Origin of the sequence: Candidatus Nardonella dryophthoridicola (assembly GCF_017656055.1) — a bacterium.
In the GTDB taxonomy this organism is placed as follows: Bacteria; Pseudomonadota; Gammaproteobacteria; order Enterobacterales; family Enterobacteriaceae; genus Nardonella; species Nardonella dryophthoridicola.
In genome coordinates, this window is record NZ_CP069383.1 from 122,279 (window position 1) to 143,506 (window position 21,228).

Here is a 21,228-nt window from a genome sequence, read left to right on the forward strand (position 1 = left end):
ATAAAAAAAAATGTATATATTTGATAGTTTAAGTAGAAAAAAAAAAATAATTAATAACTTCAATAAAGTAAATATTTATGTATGTGGAGTTACTGCCTATGATATTTGTCACATAGGTCATGCTAGATTATTTATAATTTTTGATATTTTAATAAGATATTTAAATTTTATGGATTTTAAAGTTAAATATGTAAGAAATATAACTGATATAGATGATAAAATAATAAATATATCTACAAAAAAAAAAATTAATTTTTATAATTTTGTTAATAAAATAATAAACGAAATAGATATAGATTTAGATAAATTAAAATTAATAAAACCCAATTATGAACCAAAGGTTACTAATTATATAAATTCAATAATAGAAGATATTAATAAATTAATTAAAAATGGTAAAGCTTATATAAATAAAAATAAAGATATATTATTTAATATTAAAAAATTTAATAATTATGGAATATTATCTAAAAATAATAAGAAAATATTCTTTGATTTTACTATATGGAAAAATAGTAATATAAATAATAAATTTAATATTAATGATTTTAATTGGATATCTCCATGGGGCATTGGTAGACCAGGATGGCATATAGAATGTTCTACAATAAGTAGAGTATTTTTTAACAATACAATAAATATACATGGTGGAGGTATAGATTTAATATTTCCACATCATGAAAATGAATTAGCTCAATCTTTAAGTATAAATGAAAATTTTAAAATAAATATATGGATGCATGTAGGAAGTGTAAAAATATCTGGAAAGAAAATGTCAAAATCAAATGGTAATTTTATATATCTTAGAAATTTATTTAAATTTTTTAATTATGATGTAATAAAATATTATTTAAGTAATAAAAATTATAGAAATCCTATAGATTTTAGTTTTAAAAATTTATTAAAATCTAAAAAAATTATTGATAATATACATAAAAATTTTATGGAATTTAATATATATAATTCAGAAAATATTAAAAATATTTTTTTTAAAAATGAATTTATAAATAATATGGATAATAACTTAAATATTAATAATGTATATACATTATTAAATTATATGATTAAAGAATCTAATAAATATAAAAATGTAAAAAGTATAATTTCTAAAAATATATTAAATGATATTTTTTTTATTATGAAAATAATTGGATTAATAAATAATAATAATTTTTTTTTAAAAAATAATAAAAATATAAATAATAAAAATATATATAATATTATAGAAAATTTAATAAAAAAAAGAAATATAGCAAGAAAAAATAAAAATTGGAATATATCTGATAACATAAGAAATTATTTAAATAATTTAGGAATAATATTAGAAGATAAAAATAATAAAACTATATGGTATTTTAATTAAAAAAAATACCCAGAACGAGACTTGAACTCGTACAGCTAAAAAGCTAAGGGATTTTAAGTCCCTTGTGTCTACCATTCCACCATCTGGGCATAAGACGTGTTCTGGATTCGAACCAGAATAATATAGATTTGCAGTCTATTGCATAACCATTCTGCCAACACGTCATAGCGAAAGACGAGATTTGAACTCGCAACCATAATCTTGGCAAGATTATACTCTACCTAATTGAGCTACTTTCGCTTATATTACATTACTAAGTTTATATAATAACATTTTTTTTATATTTTCTATAGTATCATTAGTATTTATTTTAATTAATTTTATTATATTATTATTAATTTTTTTTCTATAAAAAGATATGATACTTTTTTCATTATTATTATAATCATTTATTCTTTTGTTTATAATTTCAATATTATCATCATTTCTAATTACTAATTTTTCTCCTGTTAAATCATCCAAATCTTTTATAATAGGTGGATTATATAAATCATGATAAATTCTTCCTGAATTTATATGTATTTTTCTTCCTGATATTCTTTTTATAATGTTTTCTTTATCTAGAATAAATTGAATTATTATATATATATTTATATTATTTAATTCTAAAATTTTAGCTTGATTATATGTTCTAGGAAAACCATCTAAAATTAAATTATTTTTATTTTTAATATTATTTACAATATAGTCATTTAAAATATTAAAAGTAGTATCATCATCTATTAATATTCCTTTTTTTATTTTATCTTTTATATTATTATCATTACTTTTTCTTAATAATTCACCAATAGATATATATTTAAAATTTTTATATTTTTCTGTAATAAATTTAGAATGAGTCCCTTTACCTGAAGCTGGAGGTCCCATAATTATAATATTCATATTTTATTTTTTTATTATTAATTGAATAATTATATATTCAAAACCAATCTTTGAATTATATATACAAATTTTTTTTTTTGATTCTATAAATTTATTATAATAAATATTTATATCATTAATACTAGAATTTTTGTAAAAAAAATTAATTTTATCTAATATTTTAGAATTATTTTTATAGTTTATTTTATTTTTTTTATTTATTTTATTTATTAATATAATATGTAGAATATTTATTATATTATCAATTATATTTATATAATTTGTATTTTTATATTTATTTATAATTCTTATTATATTATTTATTTTTTTAAATTTTATATTTATTAATATATTTATATAATCTTCAAAATTATATATTCCAAATAGATCATTAAAATCTTTAACATATATTTCATTTTTACCAGAAATTATTAATTGATCTGTTATATTTAAAGCATCTCTCATACTACCATTAGAAAAAAAAGATATTAGATTTAATACATTTTTTTCATATTTTATATTTTCTTTTTTTAATATATATAATAATCTATTTGTTATATCTTTTTTTTTTATTTTATTTAATTTAAAATGAGTACATCTTGATAAAATTGTAGATGGTACTTTAATTATATCAGTGGTTGATAGTAAAAATTTTACATAATCATATGGTTCTTCTAGTATTTTTAATAAATAATTAAAACCTTGTTTTGATAGCATATGTATTTCATCTAAAATAAATATTTTATATTTGTATACTATAGGTTTATATTTTATATTATCTATTATCTCTTTTATTTCTTCTATTTTATTTTTAGATGATATATCTATCTCTATAATATTAAATATATTATTATTTATATCAGAACAATTTATACATTCATTACATGGTAATATTTTATATTTATTATTTTTGCAATTAAATGTTTTAGCTAATAATCTTGAAATAGTAGTTTTACCTACACCTCTTTCACCTGAAAATATATAAGAAGAATGAATTTTATTTATTAAAAAACTATTTTTTATTAATTTTATTGTATTCTCTTGACCAACAACTTCATCAAAATTAGTAGGTCTCCATTTTCTATATAATATATTATAATTCATTTTTATTTTTAATATATAAAATATTTCTAAGTATATTATCCATTATAATTATTGCACACATAGATTCTGCTATAGGAACAGCTCTTATACCTACACAAGGATCATGACGTCCTTTTATTTCTAATTTTAATTCATTATTATTAATATCTATAGTATTACAAATTTTAGATATACTTGATGTAGGTTTTAATGCAATATTTATTAATATATCTTGACCAGTACTTATACCTCCTAATATACCTCCTGAATGATTTGTTAAAAATATTTCATTTTTATATATTTCATCTCTATTTTCACTACCTAATTGTTCTACTACAGAAAATCCATCTCCTATTTCTACTCCTTTAACAGCATTTATACCCATTAATGCATATGCTAATTCAGCATCTAATTTATCAAATACAGGATTACCTAATCCTACAGGTACATTTTTAATTATTATTTTTATTTTTGCACCTATTGAATCTTTTTCTTTTTTTATATTTCTTATTAATAAATCAATTTCTTCTATTTTAGATTCATCTGGACAAAAAAATGGATTTTTATTTATAAAATCAATATTTACATTATTATCACATTTCAAATTACCTATTTTTGAAATGTATGATACTATATTTATATTATATTTTTCTTTTAAATATTTTTTAGCTATTGCTCCTGCAGCTACTCTAATAACTGTTTCTCTAGCAGAAGATCTACCACCTCCTCTATGATCTCTAATTCCATATTTTTTATAATATGTATAATCGGCATGACCTGGTCTAAATACATCTTTTAATGAGTCATAGTCTGAAGATTTTTGATCATTGTTATTTATTATTAATCCTATACTAGTTCCTGTAGTTAATCCATTATAAACTCCTGATAATATTTTTATTTCATCATTTTCTCTTCTTGGAGTAGTATACATAGATGTACCAGGTTTTCTTCTATCTAATTCTTTTTGTATATCATTTTCATTAATTTTAAAATTTGATGGCATACCATCTATTATTCCACCTAATGATATTCCATGAGATTCTCCATATGTTGTTAAACGAAATAATTTTCCTATAGTATTTCCAGACATTATACACCTCTTTATTTTTAATAAATATAATTTTTATTTTTTTTCTATAAATACTTTTTAATTTTTTTTTAATATAAAATAAAAATTATTTTTATATATAAAAAATAAGCCGGATTCTGTATTAACTATCATTAATCTTGATTAATATTCACATATTAATTCTTTTCGACTTACCTAGGTTATTTTAGAGTTCAATAAACCAATTTTAGTCTTTCTCCAAGAGGAGTTTACAAATACTAAATTTGTTACCAAATTTATGGTAAGCTCTTACCTCACCTTTTCACCCTTTCTTTATATTTATAAAGTGGTTTTTTTTCTGTTGCACTTTTCATAAATATATTTTATTAAAATATATTTTCCAGATGTTATCTGGCTCTTTGAACTCAGGAGTCCGGACTTTCCTCTTTATTTTATAAAATAAAGCGATAGTTTATTTATATATAATATATATATATTATATAAAAATAAAATATATTACAATATATTTAAAAAATTTATTTTTTTTATAAATATTTTTTTTATATTTAAAATTAATGTAAAATTATTATTTTAGTTTTATAATGATAAAGAAAATAATTTTTATTATATTATTATTTTTTATAAAAATATATAATGATAAAAAAAAAATAATTAATATTAATAAAAATAATTTAATATATAATTACATAAATAAAAAAATTAATTTAAAAAAACATAGATTAATAATATATAAAAATAATAATTTTATAATATTAATAGGTCAAATAAATAATATTATTTATATTCATAATATAACTATATTATTAAATAAAAAATTTTTTAATAAAAAAATAAAAATTATTAATAATATAAGATGTAGAAATAATATAAAAATTTATAGAATTATAATAGATAATATAAATTTATTAAAAATAAAAATTAAATTAATTTTGAATAAAAAAATAGATATTAAAAATATATATATTGTTATAGAAAATAATGAATTATTTATAATAAGTAATAAATTTAATTATAAAAAAATTTTAAGTATAATTAATAAAACAAAATTTAATGATATTAATTACTATCTTTTTGAAAATTGAATTTTTTTTCTAGATTTTTTAAAACCATATTTTTTTCTTTCAACTATTCTTGAATCACTGGTTAATAATTTTTCTTTTTTTAATTGTGTTTTAAATTTTAAATTTATATCTACTAAAGTTTTAGATATAGCTAATTTTATAGCATTTAATTGACTCATTATTCCTCCACCTTTTACTGTTATAAAAATATCTATTTTATTTATCATATTTAAAATTATTATTGGTTTTAATATAATATTAATATATAATTTATTATAAAAATAATCATTAATATTAATTCTATTTATTTTTATATTACCTACTCCTTTTTTTATGAATACTCTAGCTATTGATGTTTTTCTTTTAGCAGTATTATGATATATTTTATTCATTTTATTTTATTTTTTAATTTATATTTATTAAATTATTTATTTTATATATATTATTTTCTTTTTTAAAAATTTTTAAATTATTATTTAATATATTTTTATATAATTTGTTTTTTGGTAACATACCTTTTACAGAATTTATTATTATTTTTCTAGAATCTTTTTTAATTAATTCTTTAAAGTAAATTTTTTTTAAATTACCAATATATCCGGAATGTTTATAATATATTTTTTTATTTTTTTTTTTACCTGATAATATTACTTCATCTGAATTTATTACTATTACAAAGTTATTACTTTTTTTATTACTATAATAGTCTATTTTATTTTTTCCTTGTAATATTATTGATATTTTAGTTGATATTCTGCCAAGTATTTTATTACTAGCATTTATTATATACCATGTATTTTTTAAATTCATATTTAATTTTATTATAATATTTTTTATTTATATTAAAATAATAATAATATTTTAAATTAATTAAGTCAAATTAATTTAAAATTAATAAATTTAATTTAATTTAAACTTTTAAAGTAAAATGAATAATATTTTTTTATTAATAAATTTAATTTTAAATTTAATTAATTTATCATTTTGTAATAATTTAAATAATAATAACGAATATAAATATAATGTTTTTCCTAAAATAATAAAAAAAGTGATGCCTGCAATAGTTAATATATATATAAAAGGTAATAAATATGATAACAATATAAAAAATAAAATATACAATTTCATATATAAAAATATTTTAAAAAGAAAATATTTTGGAGGATTAGGATCTGGTGTAATAATAGATTCTAAAAATGGGTATATATTAACTAATTATCATGTTATAAATAATTCTAATTTAATTAAAATACAATTATATAATAAAAAGGAACTTCAAGCTAAATTAATAGATTTTGATACTAAAGTAGACTTAGCATTATTAAAAATAATTTCCCCATTTAAAAATTTAGTTGACATTAAAATATCAGATTTTAAGAATATTAATGTTGGAGATCAAGTTATAGCAATAGGTAATCCTTTTGGATTAGGTCAAACAGTTACTTTTGGTATAATTTCAGCGTTAGGAAGATCTGGAATAAATATACATGGTATAGAAAATTTTATACAAACTGATGCTTCTATAAATAAGGGAAATTCTGGAGGAGCTTTAATAAATACTAAAGGAGAATTAATAGGAATAAATACTGCTATATTATCTCCTACTGGAGTAAATATAGGAATAGGTTTTGCAATACCAAGTAATACAATAAATGGTTTAATTAATCAAATAAAATATTATGGTAAAATAAAAAAAGATAATATTGGTATACATGGAATAACTATAGATAATTATATAAGTAAAAAAAATAATTTAAATATTAATTATGGTGTATTAATTAAAGAAATAGATGCTAATTCAATAGCAAAAAAATGTGGTTTATTAAAAAATGATATAATTTTATATATAAATAAATATAAAATAAAAAAATTTTCTGATTTAAAATATATTTTATTTATAAATTATTCATATAAAAAAAAAACTATACTAAAAATATTAAGAAACAATATTAATATAGATATATTAATAAAATTTTAAACTATATTTTTTTTATATTTGCTCCTAATTTAATTAATTTTTTTTCAAAATCTTCATATCCTCTGTATATATTATCTATATTATAAATAATACTTTCCCCTTCCGCTATACATGCTGCTATAATTAATGTTGCGGAAGATCTTAAATCATTTGTTATTATTTTTTTATGTCCATATAATTTTTTAGTATTATTACAAATTATAGTTTTTTTATTTATTATATTAAAAGTTGCTTTCATTTTAATAAATTGATTTATATGTGTTAATCTATTTTCAAATATATTTTCTGTTATTATACCTTTTTTTTTATTATTATTGGATAAAATATTTAATAAACAAATAAATGGTTGTAAATCTGTTGGAAAACCTGGAAATTCTTTAGTTTTTATTGATATAGAATTATATTTTATAGATGGAATTATTTTTATATAATTATTACCTATATTTATTTTATGACCTATTTTTTTTAATTTATATATTAATATTTTTAAATCATTTTTATATTCTATATTATTTAATTTAATAATTCCTCTAGATATACATGATGTTATTATAAAAGTTCCTAACTCTATTCTATCATATATTATATCATATATACCTCCTTTTAATTTTTTAACTCCAAATATTACTATTTTATTTTTAAATATTTTTATATTTGATCCTAAATAATTTAAAAATTTTATTGTTTCTAATATTTCTATATCTAAAGAACAATTATTAATTATAGTAATTTTATTAGATATAACTAATAAAAAAATTATATTTAATGTTACTCCTACACTTTTTTTTTCCATAGTTATTTCTTTAAATATTGTTTTATTATTTTCATTTTTTTTATTACAAAAAATTTTATTTTTATATATTTTTATATCTATATTAAATTTTTTTATATTTTTAATATGTAAATTTATTGGTCTATTACCTATTTTACATCCACCAGGTTTTATTGTAATAAATTTATTAAATTTTGATATTATAGGACCTAATAATAATATAGAGGATCTTATTTTGTTTATTATTTTAAAATTTATATTATATTTATTTATATAATTATTATTTATGTAACATATATTTTTATATATAAATATTTTGGATCCCATAAGTTTTAATATTTTTATTAATATTTTTACATCATTTATTATAGGTATATTTCTTATAATTATCATTTTATTACTTAATATACTAGCAATTAATATTGACATACAAACATTTTTAGATCCAGATATATTTATACTTCCACATAATTTTTTTTGTCCTATTATTTTAAATCTGTTTTTCATAAAATTATTTTATACTTTTTTTTATATTTTTAATAAAAAAAATATAAATGATTTAAAATATATTTTAATATTTATTTAAATTATTATACTATATAATAAAAAAAATATATTTTAAAAATATGAAAAAAAAAAATATTAATTTATCAATTAAAGGTATAAAAGATATATCTATTGATGAATTAAAAATATGGGATTATTATTTTGATATATTAAATAATATTTTAATTAGTTTTAATTATAGTAAAATACAATTATCTATATTAGAAAAGATAGATATTTTTAAAAATATAATAAAAAATGATTTAGAATATAATGTTTTTATAAAAAAAACTTATAATCTATTTGATAAAAATAATAAAGTATTAATTTTAAATCCTGAAGGTACAATACCATGTATAAAATATTGTATTTTAAATAATTTATATTATAAAAATAAAATAAATAAACTATATTATTTTAATCCTATATTTAGGTATGAAAATACTCAGTATATGAGATATAGAAAATTTTATCAATTTGGAATAGAGATTTTTGGTTCTAATAAAATAGAATATGAAATTGAACTTATTTATATAATATTTATTTTTTTTAAAAAAATAAATATTTTAAAATATTTAAAATTAAATATAAATAATATTGGAAATTATAATGATAGAATAAATTATTGTGATAATGTAATAAATTATTTAAAAAATAAATTTAATTATAATAATAATGATTTTATAATTAAAGAAATAAAAAAATACGATTTATCCATATTTTATAAAAAAAAAGATTTTTTTTATAATAAAAAAATACCTGTAATATATGATTATGTAAATAAATATTCTAAAGAAAAAATGTTTAATTTTATAAATTTTTTAAAATTTAATAATATAAATTATAATATAAATTATTTTTTATTTAGAGGATTAAATTATTATAATGATATAATTTTCGAATGGAATATAAATAAAATTTCAATATGTGGTGGAGGTAGATATGATAATTTAGTTGAAAAAATGTATAATAAAAATATTTATGCTTTAGGATTAGCTATAGGTTGGAATAGATTAATAAAATTAATATATGAAAAAAATGAAAATAAATATTTAAAATTAAATAATATAATATATATATATATATCTTGTATTAATTTTTTATGTATTTATACTATGATTAATATATATAATATTATATCAAAGGAAAATAATAAAATAATAATAGTTTTAGACTATTCATTAAAAACATTAAAAAAAAATTTGGAATTATCGTTTAAAAAAAAGTATAATATTTGTATATTAATTTATAAATTAAAAAATAATAATAATATAAAAATTTATATTAAAAATTTTAATTATAAATATACAAAAATATCTTCAATAAAAAATATATTAAAAGATTTAAAAATAAAATAAAAAAAATGAAAAATATAATAACAAAATCTAATTTTAAAATAATAATATTATTTATAATAATAATATTGATAATAATATTTAAAATTAAAAATAATGATAAAATAAGTAATTTAATTAAAAAAATTAATAATTATATTTTTAATTCTATTAATTTTATTAAAGAAAAAATTATTAATTTTTATTTGAATTTTATGTTTAAAAATTTTATAGATAAAGAAATAAATTTATCTATAAAATATATAAAAATTAATAAATTTATAGAAGCTGAAAAAAATTATAATTTTATCTTAAATAAAATTGAATATTATGAAAATAATTTTATAGAATATAAAAATATTATATTAATAAATTTAATACGTTTACAAATATTATTAAATAAATATAATGAAGCTTTTATAAATTTAAAAAAAATAAAAATTTTAAATAATTATTGGTATATAATAAAAATGTTATATAAAATTAATATTAATTTAATATTAGGAAATATTAATACATCTAAAAATATTTTAAAATTATTATTATTAAATTATAATTATGATAATTTATATATTAATAATATTTTATTATCTAAAATTAATATTTTAAATTTATTTAATGAATAATGAATTTAATTTCTATAATTGGTTATAATAATGTAGGTAAATCTTCTTTATTTTATAAATTATCAATTAAAAATATTAATAATTATAATAATTTTAAAAGTAATGATTTAATATTTAATTACTGTTTTTTTAATAAAAATATGATAATTACAGATACTTCAAATTTTGATTTTAATTTTAAAAATAAATTAAATTTAGAAATTTTTAATAATATAAGTACATTAATAAATAATTCTGATTTAATTTTATTTATAGTTGATGTAAATAATATATATTCTAATTTTAATAAAAAAATAAGTAATTTACTTATAAATAACAAAAAAAATATATTTTTATTAATAAATAAAATAGATTTAAATAAAAATTATAAATATAATATTAATAAAAAAAAGTTATATAATTTAAAATATGATTTTTTTTTTATTTCTATAAAAAAAAATATTGGTATAAATGATTTAATTTATAGTATAAATAATAAACTAAATAATAAAAAAGAAATAAATAATAGTAATTATTTAAATAAAATTAAAAAATTTATTATAACATCTAATAATAATAAAAAAAAAATAATAATAATTGGTAAAACTAATTCTGGTAAATCTACATTGTTAAATTCTTTAATTAATAATAAAAGAATGTTAGTTTCTGATATAGAAAATACAACTCTTAATATAATAAGTTCTGAAAATATAAATAAAAATATTATAGTTACTGATACATATGGAATAATTTATAAAGATAAATATAAAAATAAATATTTATTTAAGAATATATTAAAAAATATATATAATCACAATATTATGTTATATATATCATCATATTATGATTTAAATAATAATGATTTAAATATGATAAATTTATTTATTAATAATAATATTTACATACCTTTAATATTAATTATAAATAAAATTGATTTATTAAAAAACAAAAATGAAATTAATATTGTAAGAAGTAATATATTAAATAAATTAAAATTTGTAAAAAATAAAATAAATATTTTATTTATTTCTGCTATGAATAATATTGGTATAAATAAACTTTTTTTTTATATAAAATCTTTAAATATAAAAAAAATTTATAATAATAATAATATAAATATATTAAAAAAAATAATATTGGATTTAATTATTATTTATAATAAAAATAATAAAAAAAAAATAAATTTTAAAATCAATAATATTTATATTAATAATAACATTTTAAATATTATTATAAATAATAATATTAATATTAATGAAAATTTTAAGAGATTTATAATAAATAATATAAATAAAAAGATAGAAAAGGGATATATATTAAAAATTATTTATAAAATATATTAAAACTTTTAAAATAATTTATTTTATTTTTATATATTTTATTTATATATATATTATATATTATATTAATATTTATGTTTTTTATATATAAATATTTTTTTTTTATAAATTTTAATATTTTTTTAGATTTATATATAATAATTATTAACTTATTTTTAAAGTTATTTAATATATTTATAATATTTAATATTTTTTTAAAATTATATATATAATATATATTTTTTTTACCTTTAAAATAAAAAAGATTATTACTTAATTTTATTATATAAAATAAGTTATTTATATTTTTATTGTAAATATATTTTAATATATAGTTTGAAATTTCTACTATAGATATAGTTATAATTGGTATATTTTTATCTATAGATAATCCTATAGATAATAATATTCCTATTCTAGTACCAATAAATTTTCCTGGTCCAGTTATACATATAATTGAATTTATATCATTTAATTTTATATTATTTTTTAACAGTATAAAATTTATTAAATATAAAATATTTTCTAATTTAAAATTACAATTATTTTTATTTAATATTTTTACATCATTATTTTTAAATAATATTAAAAAATTTTCATATGATAAATTTATACATATAACATTATTCATTATAATATTTCTACATTTTTTGCAGATAATCCTTTATCTGTTTCTAATATTTCAAATTCTACATTTTGTCCTTCTATTAATGTTTTAAATCCATTGCAATTTATTGATGAAAAATGTACAAATATATCCTTTTCTTCATTATTTTCGTTTACTGTTATAAATCCAAATCCTTTGCTTTTATTAAACCATTTTACTATTCCTTTAGTTTTCATTTTTTACCTCTAAAAATATTTAATTGATTAAAATTATAATTTTTATATTCAATAATATATTTATTAATTAAATATATCATTTTATTTCTATTCTTATAAAAAATATCACAGGCTCCTCCGTTTATGATATTTTCAAAAGTTTTTTTATTTATTTTTTTACTTTTATGTAATCTTATATACATATTTAATAAATTTAAAAATATAGATTTATTTCTTATTTTTAATATTTCATTTATATTTGATTTTCCTAATCCTTTTATATATCCTAAACCACATATTATAGTATTTTTATTTATAGGATAAAAATTATAATGACTTTTATTTATATTTGGTTTTATAAATTTTATTCCTAAATTTATACATTCTTTTATTGTTTCATTTATTTTTTCTTTATTGTTATATAAATCATAATTTATTACAGAACACATATATTCTATAGTATAGTTAGATTTTAACCATAAAGTTTGATATGCTATTAAAGCATATGCTGTTGAATGTGATTTATTAAATCCATATCCAGCAAATTTTTCTATTATTTCAAAAATTTTATTTGCTAAATTAAAATTTATTTTATTTTTTTTAATAGCTCCATTTATAAATTTATTTTTTTGTTTATTCATCTCCTTAATTCTTTTTTTACTTATAGATATTCTAAAAATATCTGCTTCATGAGGAGAATAATCTGAAAATTTATTCGCTATTTGTATTATTTGTTCTTGGTATAATATTATACCATATGTTGAAAATAAAATATCTTTTAATAACAAATGTTCCATATTTTTTTCAGGATAATATATTTTTTCTATACCATTTTTTCTATTAATATAATTTTTTACCATACCTGAATTTAATGGTCCTGGTCTAAATAATGCTATTATATCAATAATATCTTTAAATTTATTTGGTTTAATTTTTTTTATTAATTTTTTTATACCATAAGATTCTAATTGAAATACTGAATTAGTTTTACATTTTAATAATAAATTAAAACTTTTTTTATCATTTAAATTTATATTATATATATCAAAATTGTTATTATATTTTTTATTTATTTCTTTTATTGTATTATCTATTATTGTTAAAGTTTTTAAACCTAAAAAATCAAATTTAACTAAACCTATTTTTTCGATATCATTTTTATCAAAATTAGTAATACTACTTTTATTATCTAAATCATAATCTATAGGAATTATATCATTTATTTTTATTGATGATATAATTATTCCTCCTGAATGTTTACTAACATTTTTTATAGTTCCTTCTATTTTTTTAGATATATCTATTAAATTTTTTATATCTTTATTATTTTTATATAAATTATATATTTCACAATTTTTATTATTTATTAAATCTTTTAATAATATATTTGGACCAAAAGGTATAATTTTAGAAATTTTATTTATAAATCCATAAGTATATCCTAAAACTTTTCCAACATCTTTTATAACTGATCTTGCGGTAAGTGTATTAAAAGTTATTATTTTAGAAACATTTTCATGTCCATATTTTTTTATTATATGTTTGATTACTAAATCTCTTTTTTCCATACAAAAATCTATATCTAAATCAGGCATAATTGTTCTTTCTAAATTTAAAAACCTTTCAAATAATAAATTAAATTTTATTGGATCTATTTTAGTTATATTTAAAACGTATGATACTAATGATCCTGCACCAGAACCTCTACCAGGTCCTACAGGTATATTATTATTATTTGCCCAATCTATAAATTCATAAACTATTAAAAAATATGAAGAAAATTTTTTTTCATTTATTATTTTTAGTTCTTCTTTTAATCTATTAAAATATATTTTATATTCTTTTATTTTTTCTAATTTATTTTTATATATTTTATTTTTTAATTTTTTAATTAAATTAATTCTACTATATCTTATTAATAATTCATGATTTTTTAAATTTTTACAATTTTTATATATTTTATTTGGTAATAATTTGTTTTTAAAATTTAATATTAAATTACATTTTTTAGATATTTCTAAACCATTTATTATTGATTCCTTAATATTATTAAATAAAAAGTTCATTTCATATATATTTTTAAAATATTGATTTTCATAATATATACTATTATTTTTATAACAATTAGAAGAATTATTATTATATATTGATACTTTTATCTGATGATATTCGTAATCTTCTTTATTAATAAATCTTACATTATTAGTAGAAACTAATGGCAGATCATATTTTATTGAAATATCTATATATTTATTTATTAAATTATTGTTATTTTTATTATTATTAATTTTATTAATTTCTAAATAAATATTATCTTTAAAAAATTTATTATAAAAAATTATATTTTCATCAATATTATAAATTTCATTATTAATAATAGATTTATATATAAAATTGTTTTTATAATCTAATATAATTATTATTTCTTTATTAAATTTTTTTAATATTTCATTTTCTATAAAAGGATATTTATTTTTTTTTTTATTTAAGTTAGCTATTGAAATTAATTTTATTATATTTTTATAACCAATTATATTTTTTGCTAGTAATGTTATTAAATAAAAATCATTTTTTTTATTATTTAATATTAATAAATCACAACCTATTATTGGTTTAATATTATTTTTACAACATTTATCATAAAATTTAATTAATCCATATAAATTATTAAAATCTGTTATTGCTAAAGATTTCATATTAAATTCTTTTGCCTTATTTACTAATTCATCTATTTTTATTAAGCTATCTATTATTGAATATTCAGTATGTACTTTTAAATGAACAAAATCATTTATTTTTTTATTATTCATTAAATATTAATATAAATATTGTTTATATTTAGTTTTATTAAGAAAAATAAATTATTTTTTTTTAGAATAAATAAAAATAATTTTTTGATATTTATTTTAGTTATTTATAATATTTTTATTTAAAAGTTTTATTTTATATTACCAAATTTTCTATTTCTTTTTGAATATGAAATTAATGATTCTATAAATTCTTTTTCTCCAAAATCTGGCCATAATACATCAGTAAAATATAATTCTGAATATGCTATATTCCATAATAAAAAATTACTTACTCTTTTTTCTCCTCCAGTTCTTATTAATAGATCTACATTAGAAAAATATTTATTATTTATAGAAATATATTTATTTATAAGAGATTCTGATATATAATTAATTTTTAATTTACCTGTTTTTAATTTATAATTAATTTTATTAAAAGCTTGTATTAAATCCCATTTTCCACTATAATTTATTGCTATATTAAGTATTAATTTATTATTATTTTTAGTTATGTTTTCTGTTTCTTTAATATAAAATATTAATTTTTTATTTAATAATTTTCTATTACCTATTATGTTAATTTTTATATTTTTTTTATTTAAATTATTTATTTCATATTTTAGTTTATTTAAAAATATATTCATTATATAATTTATTTCTTCTTTAGGTCTTTTATTAATATTTTCTATACTCATGACATATAAAGTTAACATTTTTAAATTATAATAAATTGATATATCTATAATTTTATTTATGGATTCTGTACCTTTTTTATGTCCAAAAGTTCTAGGTTTACCTTTTTTATTAGCCCATCTACCATTGCCATCCATTATAATAGCCACATGATTAGGTATTTTATTTATATTAAATTTCATATAATAAAAAAATATATTTTGTTTTTATATTTTATTTACTTCTAGTTCTTTTAATTTAAAAATTTTTTCTAATACAATAATATTGTTATTTGTAATTTTATTTATTTTATTAAAATTATAATTGTATTCATTTTTACTTATATTTTTATTTTTTAACATATTCTTATTTTTATTATTAAATAAATTTCTAATATTTCTTACTATTATTTTTTTATTTTCTAATTCATTTTTTATGTATCTTAATATTTTATTTTTTCTTTCTTTTGTATTTAATGGTAAATTTAATATAATACAATTATTATCTATTTTTATGTTAAAATCTAACTTCATATTTAATATTATCTTATTAATTTCTTTTATATATTTTGAATTATTAAATTTTATTATTAGTTCTTTATTATTTTTTAAAGAAAAATTAGAAATATCTTTTATATCTATATCTTTATTATTATCTTTTAATTTTATATTATAAAATAATTTTAATGGAATTTTGTTTATATATATATTATCTATTTGTTCTTGAAAATTATTTATTAAATTTTTTAATTTAATTTCTAAATCTTCATATATATTATTATACATAATTTATTATATTTTTTTAAAGTTATATATTATAATTTTGTTTTTTTCTAATAATTCTATTATTCTTATATTTTCATCAAAAATATATTTTTGATTATATAATGATTTTTTATATATAAATAATAATATTTTTTTTTTAATAATTTTATTATTTTTTATTATTTTTTTTAATACTTTTTTTTTATTTTCTATTATACTTTTAGGTATATTATTATAATCTAAATATTTAATATTATTTGAAATTATTTGAATTGATATTTTTTTAATTATTTCTATTTTATTTTTATCTAATATATTGCATGATATTATAGTTGCATATTTATTAATATGATTATATTCATAAATATATTCTCCAAATAAATAATAAAAATCATTTAAAAATATATTTTCTTTAAATATTTTTGATAAATATAAAATATATTTTTTTATTTTAAAATCATTATTAATATTAATAATTTTATTTTTTAATATATACTTTTTTAATTTATTTATAAATTTTAAAATTATTTCATTTTTTAATGTAAAATCTGTTTTACTATATATTTTAATAATAAATCCATATTTTTTATCATTTGATGAACCTGAGATAACTTTATTTTTATAATTTTTTATATTTATATTATTTATATTTTTAAATAATGTTTTATTTTTTTTTTTTTTTATAAAATTAATACATTCAGAAATAGAAAATCCATATTTTAATCTTATATTTTTTATTAATTCTATATAATTTTTATTCATTTCTTTTAATGTTTATTTGTTTTTTAAATATTAAATCTAAACATATATTTATAGATTTTATAGAATCATCATTTGCAGGTATTACATAATCTATATTTTTTATATTAGAGTTTGTATCTGTAATTGCAAAGGTTATTATATTTTTTTTTTTAGCTTCTTTTATAGCAGTACTTTCTTTATTAGAATCTATTACAAATATTGCTTTTGGTAATTCATTCATTCTTACTATTCCAAATAGATTTTTTTTTAGTTTTTTAAAATTATTTTTTCTATTTAATATTTCTTTTTTGGTATAATATTCATTATTAATATTATTTTTTATTTCTATATACATTTTTTTTAATTTATCTATAGATTTTTTTACTATATCCCAATTAGTAATCATTCCTCCTATCCATTTATTAATAATAAAATATTGATTTAATTCAAAAGCAATTTTTCTAATAGAACTTCTTACTTGTTTTTTTGTTCCTATAAATAATATTTTTTCATTATTATCTATTATATTATTTATAACACTTTTAGATTTATTTATACATTTTAAAGTTTTATCTATATTTATGATATGCATATTATTATATTTACAATATATGAAATTTTTCATACTTGGATTATAAAATTTAGTTTTATGACCTATGTGAACTTTAGCTTTTAGTAAATTATTAATATTTGACATAATTTTTTTTTAATATGAATTATAATGATTATATCAGTTTATTATAATAAATTTAAGTATATTGTAAAATATAATGATAAAAATATATTCTAATAAAGAAATAAATAAAGTAAAAAATTCATGTTTAATAGTATCTGAAACTATAAATATGATAAAAAATTATATAAAACCTAATATAAGTACAGGGTACATAGATGAGATATGTAATAATTATATTATAAAAAAAAAAAAATCTTATCCAGCTCCATTAAATTATAAAGGTTTTCCAAAATCAATTTGTACTTCAGTAAATGATACAGTATGTCATGGAATACCATCTTATAATGAAATATTAAATAATGGAGATATAATAAATATAGATATATCAGTATTAAAAAATGGATTTTATGGTGATGCTTCTAAAACATTTATTGTAGGAAAAGAAAGTAATTATTTATCTAAAAAAATATGTTATATAGCAAAAAAAAGTTTAGAATTATCAATAAAAATATTAAAACCTGGATTAAAAATAAAAGAAATAGGTAATTTAATACAAAAATATGTTAATAATAATGGATTCTATGTTGTAAGAGAATATTGTGGTCATGGAATAGGAAGAAAATTGCATGAAGAACCTTTTATACAACATTGTTATAATAATAACAATGAAATATTAAAACCAGGAATGATTATTACAATAGAACCTATAATAAATTCTAAAAGTAGATATATAAGAGTAATGAAAAATGGATGGACTGTTAAAACAATAGATAAAGGATTATCAGCACAATATGAAAATACAATATTAATAACTAAAAATAATTATGAAATTTTAACTAATATATAATTTTAAAATAGGGTATCAGGATTCGAACCTGAGAATGACGGGATCAAAACCCGTTGCCTTAAACCTCTTGGCTATACCCTAATTTACGGGAAGAGAGATTCGAACTCACAAATACTAGATTCTAAGTCTAGCGCGTATACCAATTTCGCCATTCCCGCATTAGCTATGACAGGAATTGAACCTGTGACTTCAGCATTATGAATACTGTGTTCTAACCAACTGAACTACATAGCTATATAATTAATTATATCAATAAATTAATATAAATTCAAAATAAAAATGAAAAATAATTTTATATTTAAAATAATAAATGAAGACTTAAAAAAAAAAAAACATTTAAAAATAAAAACTAGATTTTCTCCTGAACCTAATGGTTATTTACATATAGGACATATAAAATCAATTTTTTTAAATTATTTTATTTCTAAAAAATATAATGGAATTTTTAATTTAAGAATAGATGATACTAATCCGTGTACTTCTAAAAAAAGATATGTTGATTGTATAATAAAAGATTTAAAATGGTTAAATATTAAATTTGATTGTTTAAAATATTCATCTGATTATTTTAAAAATATATATAATTTTGCTATATATTTAATTAAAAATAAATTAGCTTATATTGATTCTCTTGATAAAAAAAATATAAGAAAATATAGAGGAAATTTTTATAATTTAGGTATTAATAGTCCATATAGAAATAGAGATATAGAAGAAAATTTGTATTTGTTTAATAAAATGAAAAATGGATTCTTTAATGAAAATAAAATATGTTTAAGATTAAAAATGAATATGAAATCAAAATTTATTATATTAAGAGATCCTATTATATACAGAGTAAAATTTGAAAAGCATTTTAGAACAAATTATGATTGGATTATATATCCAACATATGATTTTTCTCATTGTATATGTGATTATTTAGAAAAAATAACTCATTCTTTATGTACATTAGAATTTGTAGAAAATAATATTATATATAAATGGATATTAAATAATATAAATATTAATAAAGAATATATACCAATGCAATATGAGTTTTCTAGATTTAATATAGAATATAATATATTATCTAAAAGAAAAATTAATAATTTAATAAATAATAATTTAATAAGTAATGAAAAAGACAAAAGACTATTAACTATATTTAGTATTAGAAAAAGAGGATTTGATAAAAATTCAATTATTAATATATTTAAAAATATAGATATAAATAAAAATGAAAGTATTTATAAATTTAGTATATTTACTAAAAATATAAGAAATTCTATAGAAAAGGATAGTTTAAGATTAATATCTATATTTAATCCTGTATTAATAATAATAAAAAATTTGAATTCTGAAGAATATATTAATATTCCTAATAATCCATATTATGATAAATATGGATATAGAGTTTTTATATTTACTAAGTATATATATATAGATTATATAGATTTTATAAAATATTTTTATGATATAAAAAATAATACTATAATTAATAGTATAATAAAATTAAAATATTCTTATATCATAAAACCAATAAATTTTTATATTAATAATAATAATAAAATTGTTTTTTTTTGTAAATATTATAAAAATACATTAAATAAAATATTTTTATTAAATAAAAAAGTAGATTGTATTATACATTGGTTATCTCATAAAAATATAAAAAAAGCTAAAGTTTATATTTATAAAAATTTATTTACTTATAAAAATATAAATAATGTTAAAAATTATATTAATAAATTAAATAATAATTCTATATACAATATATATGTTTACATAGAAAATAACAAAAACATTTTAAATAATAAAATATATCAACTAGAGAGAATAGGTTTTTTTAATATAAAGTTAAAAAAAAATATATTGTTATATTTAATTGTAGAAATTAAAAATAATAAATTCATTTAGTTTTATTATACTATTAATTTATTTTTT

The 21,228-nt window shown here is 14.3% G+C and carries 21 protein-coding genes, 6 tRNA genes and 1 other RNA gene; 8 read left to right on the forward strand and 20 right to left on the reverse strand.

Going from position 1 to position 21,228, the window contains the following annotated elements:
• Positions 1-10 precede the first annotated feature (10 nt).
• Positions 11-1,363 carry a cysteine--tRNA ligase gene (gene cysS, locus JRY34_RS00650; protein ID WP_208967018.1) on the forward strand — a complete coding sequence of 451 codons (1,353 nt, stop codon included), beginning with the start codon at positions 11-13 and terminating at the stop codon, positions 1,361-1,363.
• Between the two features lie 6 nt (positions 1,364-1,369).
• On the opposite strand, the gene JRY34_RS00655 is transcribed toward cysS, so the two are convergent.
• The 7 genes from JRY34_RS00655 to rnpB all read right to left on the reverse strand — a co-directional run bounded on the left by JRY34_RS00655 (position 1,370) and on the right by rnpB (position 4,839).
• Positions 1,370-1,452: transfer RNA gene (locus JRY34_RS00655), tRNA-Leu, on the reverse strand.
• A 3-nt stretch (positions 1,453-1,455) separates the two neighbouring features.
• Positions 1,456-1,527, reverse strand: a tRNA-Cys gene (locus JRY34_RS00660).
• Positions 1,528-1,529: 2 nt separating this feature from the next.
• Positions 1,530-1,603, reverse strand: a tRNA-Gly gene (locus tag JRY34_RS00665).
• Complete coding sequence (locus JRY34_RS00670) at positions 1,604-2,245, reverse strand: adenylate kinase family protein (RefSeq protein ID WP_148708396.1); 642 nt, start codon at positions 2,243-2,245, stop codon at positions 1,604-1,606.
• Positions 2,246-2,248: 3 nt separating this feature from the next.
• Positions 2,249-3,328 carry a DNA polymerase III subunit gamma/tau gene (gene dnaX / locus JRY34_RS00675; protein ID WP_208967019.1) on the reverse strand — a complete coding sequence of 360 codons (1,080 nt, stop codon included), beginning with the start codon at positions 3,326-3,328 and terminating at the stop codon, positions 2,249-2,251.
• Positions 3,318-4,397, reverse strand: coding sequence for a chorismate synthase (aroC, locus tag JRY34_RS00680; protein WP_148708398.1), 1,080 nt, complete (start codon positions 4,395-4,397; stop codon positions 3,318-3,320). Before aroC ends, dnaX begins: the two co-directional genes overlap by 11 nt.
• Positions 4,398-4,486: 89 nt before the next feature.
• Positions 4,487-4,839, reverse strand: an RNA gene (rnpB, locus tag JRY34_RS00685) — RNase P RNA component class A.
• Between the two features lie 118 nt (positions 4,840-4,957).
• On the opposite strand from rnpB, the gene JRY34_RS00690 reads away from it, so the two are divergent.
• A complete protein-coding gene (locus tag JRY34_RS00690) occupies positions 4,958-5,458 on the forward strand; it encodes a hypothetical protein (RefSeq protein WP_148708399.1) in 501 nt (166 codons plus the stop codon).
• Here JRY34_RS00690 and rpsI read toward each other — a convergent pair.
• Both rpsI and rplM read right to left on the reverse strand, forming a co-directional pair.
• Complete coding sequence (gene rpsI / locus JRY34_RS00695) at positions 5,440-5,829, reverse strand: 30S ribosomal protein S9 (protein WP_208967020.1); 390 nt, start codon at positions 5,827-5,829, stop codon at positions 5,440-5,442. The two genes, JRY34_RS00690 and rpsI, sit on opposite strands and share 19 nt — an antisense overlap.
• A gap of 13 nt (positions 5,830-5,842) precedes the next feature.
• Complete coding sequence (rplM, locus tag JRY34_RS00700) at positions 5,843-6,274, reverse strand: 50S ribosomal protein L13 (RefSeq protein ID WP_320412182.1); 432 nt, start codon at positions 6,272-6,274, stop codon at positions 5,843-5,845.
• 91 nt (positions 6,275-6,365) lie between these two features.
• Between rplM and JRY34_RS00705 the strand changes: the two genes are divergently transcribed.
• A complete protein-coding gene (locus JRY34_RS00705; protein ID WP_208967022.1) occupies positions 6,366-7,415 on the forward strand; it encodes a S1C family serine protease in 1,050 nt (349 codons plus the stop codon).
• Position 7,416: 1 nt separating this feature from the next.
• Here JRY34_RS00705 and JRY34_RS00710 read toward each other — a convergent pair whose 3' ends face one another.
• A complete protein-coding gene (locus JRY34_RS00710) occupies positions 7,417-8,694 on the reverse strand; it encodes a UDP-N-acetylglucosamine 1-carboxyvinyltransferase (RefSeq protein ID WP_208967023.1) in 1,278 nt (425 codons plus the stop codon).
• A gap of 119 nt (positions 8,695-8,813) precedes the next feature.
• Between JRY34_RS00710 and JRY34_RS00715 the strand changes: the two genes are divergently transcribed.
• Genes JRY34_RS00715 through JRY34_RS00725 form a run of 3 tightly spaced genes read left to right on the forward strand, consistent with a single transcriptional unit; the run spans position 8,814 to position 12,015 of the window.
• Complete coding sequence (locus JRY34_RS00715; protein WP_208967024.1) at positions 8,814-10,091, forward strand: ATP phosphoribosyltransferase regulatory subunit; 1,278 nt, start codon at positions 8,814-8,816, stop codon at positions 10,089-10,091.
• A 5-nt stretch (positions 10,092-10,096) separates the two neighbouring features.
• On the forward strand, positions 10,097-10,693 hold the full coding sequence (locus tag JRY34_RS00720) for a hypothetical protein (protein ID WP_148708405.1): 597 nt from the start codon (positions 10,097-10,099) through the stop codon (positions 10,691-10,693).
• Positions 10,693-12,015, forward strand: a complete 1,323-nt coding sequence (locus tag JRY34_RS00725) for a GTPase (protein ID WP_208967025.1) — start codon at positions 10,693-10,695, stop codon at positions 12,013-12,015. The genes JRY34_RS00720 and JRY34_RS00725 overlap by 1 nt, the downstream gene beginning before the upstream one ends.
• Here the strand turns inward: JRY34_RS00725 and JRY34_RS00730 are convergent.
• The 7 genes from JRY34_RS00730 to rpsB all read right to left on the reverse strand — a co-directional run bounded on the left by JRY34_RS00730 (position 11,996) and on the right by rpsB (position 18,476).
• Entirely contained in the window at positions 11,996-12,622 is a 627-nt protein-coding gene (locus JRY34_RS00730; RefSeq protein ID WP_208967026.1) for a hypothetical protein, read from the reverse strand. The two genes, JRY34_RS00725 and JRY34_RS00730, sit on opposite strands and share 20 nt — an antisense overlap.
• Positions 12,622-12,834, reverse strand: coding sequence for a cold-shock protein (locus JRY34_RS00735; RefSeq protein ID WP_148708408.1), 213 nt, complete (start codon positions 12,832-12,834; stop codon positions 12,622-12,624). Before JRY34_RS00735 ends, JRY34_RS00730 begins: the two co-directional genes overlap by 1 nt.
• Positions 12,831-15,623 (reverse strand): DNA polymerase III subunit alpha, encoded by a 2,793-nt coding sequence (gene dnaE / locus JRY34_RS00740; RefSeq protein WP_208967027.1) that lies wholly within the window; start codon positions 15,621-15,623, stop codon positions 12,831-12,833. Before dnaE ends, JRY34_RS00735 begins: the two co-directional genes overlap by 4 nt.
• 128 nt (positions 15,624-15,751) lie before the next feature.
• Complete coding sequence (uppS, locus tag JRY34_RS00745; protein WP_148708410.1) at positions 15,752-16,477, reverse strand: polyprenyl diphosphate synthase; 726 nt, start codon at positions 16,475-16,477, stop codon at positions 15,752-15,754.
• Positions 16,478-16,501: 24 nt separating this feature from the next.
• A complete protein-coding gene (locus JRY34_RS00750; RefSeq protein ID WP_208967028.1) occupies positions 16,502-17,059 on the reverse strand; it encodes a ribosome recycling factor in 558 nt (185 codons plus the stop codon).
• 6 nt (positions 17,060-17,065) lie between these two features.
• Positions 17,066-17,800 (reverse strand): hypothetical protein, encoded by a 735-nt coding sequence (locus JRY34_RS00755; protein WP_208967029.1) that lies wholly within the window; start codon positions 17,798-17,800, stop codon positions 17,066-17,068.
• Positions 17,793-18,476, reverse strand: coding sequence for a 30S ribosomal protein S2 (rpsB, locus tag JRY34_RS00760; protein WP_208967030.1), 684 nt, complete (start codon positions 18,474-18,476; stop codon positions 17,793-17,795). Before rpsB ends, JRY34_RS00755 begins: the two co-directional genes overlap by 8 nt.
• A 70-nt stretch (positions 18,477-18,546) precedes the next feature.
• Between rpsB and map the strand changes: the two genes are divergently transcribed.
• Positions 18,547-19,302, forward strand: coding sequence for a type I methionyl aminopeptidase (map, locus tag JRY34_RS00765; RefSeq protein WP_233455699.1), 756 nt, complete (start codon positions 18,547-18,549; stop codon positions 19,300-19,302).
• Positions 19,303-19,309: 7 nt separating this feature from the next.
• On the opposite strand, the gene JRY34_RS00770 is transcribed toward map, so the two are convergent.
• From JRY34_RS00770 to JRY34_RS00780, 3 genes are all read right to left on the reverse strand, one after another.
• Positions 19,310-19,383: transfer RNA gene (locus JRY34_RS00770), tRNA-Gln, on the reverse strand.
• Positions 19,384-19,386: 3 nt separating this feature from the next.
• Positions 19,387-19,460: transfer RNA gene (locus JRY34_RS00775), tRNA-Leu, on the reverse strand.
• Positions 19,461-19,462: 2 nt separating this feature from the next.
• A tRNA-Met gene (locus JRY34_RS00780) sits at positions 19,463-19,536 on the reverse strand.
• Between the two features lie 45 nt (positions 19,537-19,581).
• Here JRY34_RS00780 and glnS point away from each other — a divergent pair.
• Complete coding sequence (gene glnS / locus JRY34_RS00785) at positions 19,582-21,201, forward strand: glutamine--tRNA ligase (RefSeq protein WP_208967032.1); 1,620 nt, start codon at positions 19,582-19,584, stop codon at positions 21,199-21,201.
• Positions 21,202-21,228: the final 27 nt, after the last annotated feature.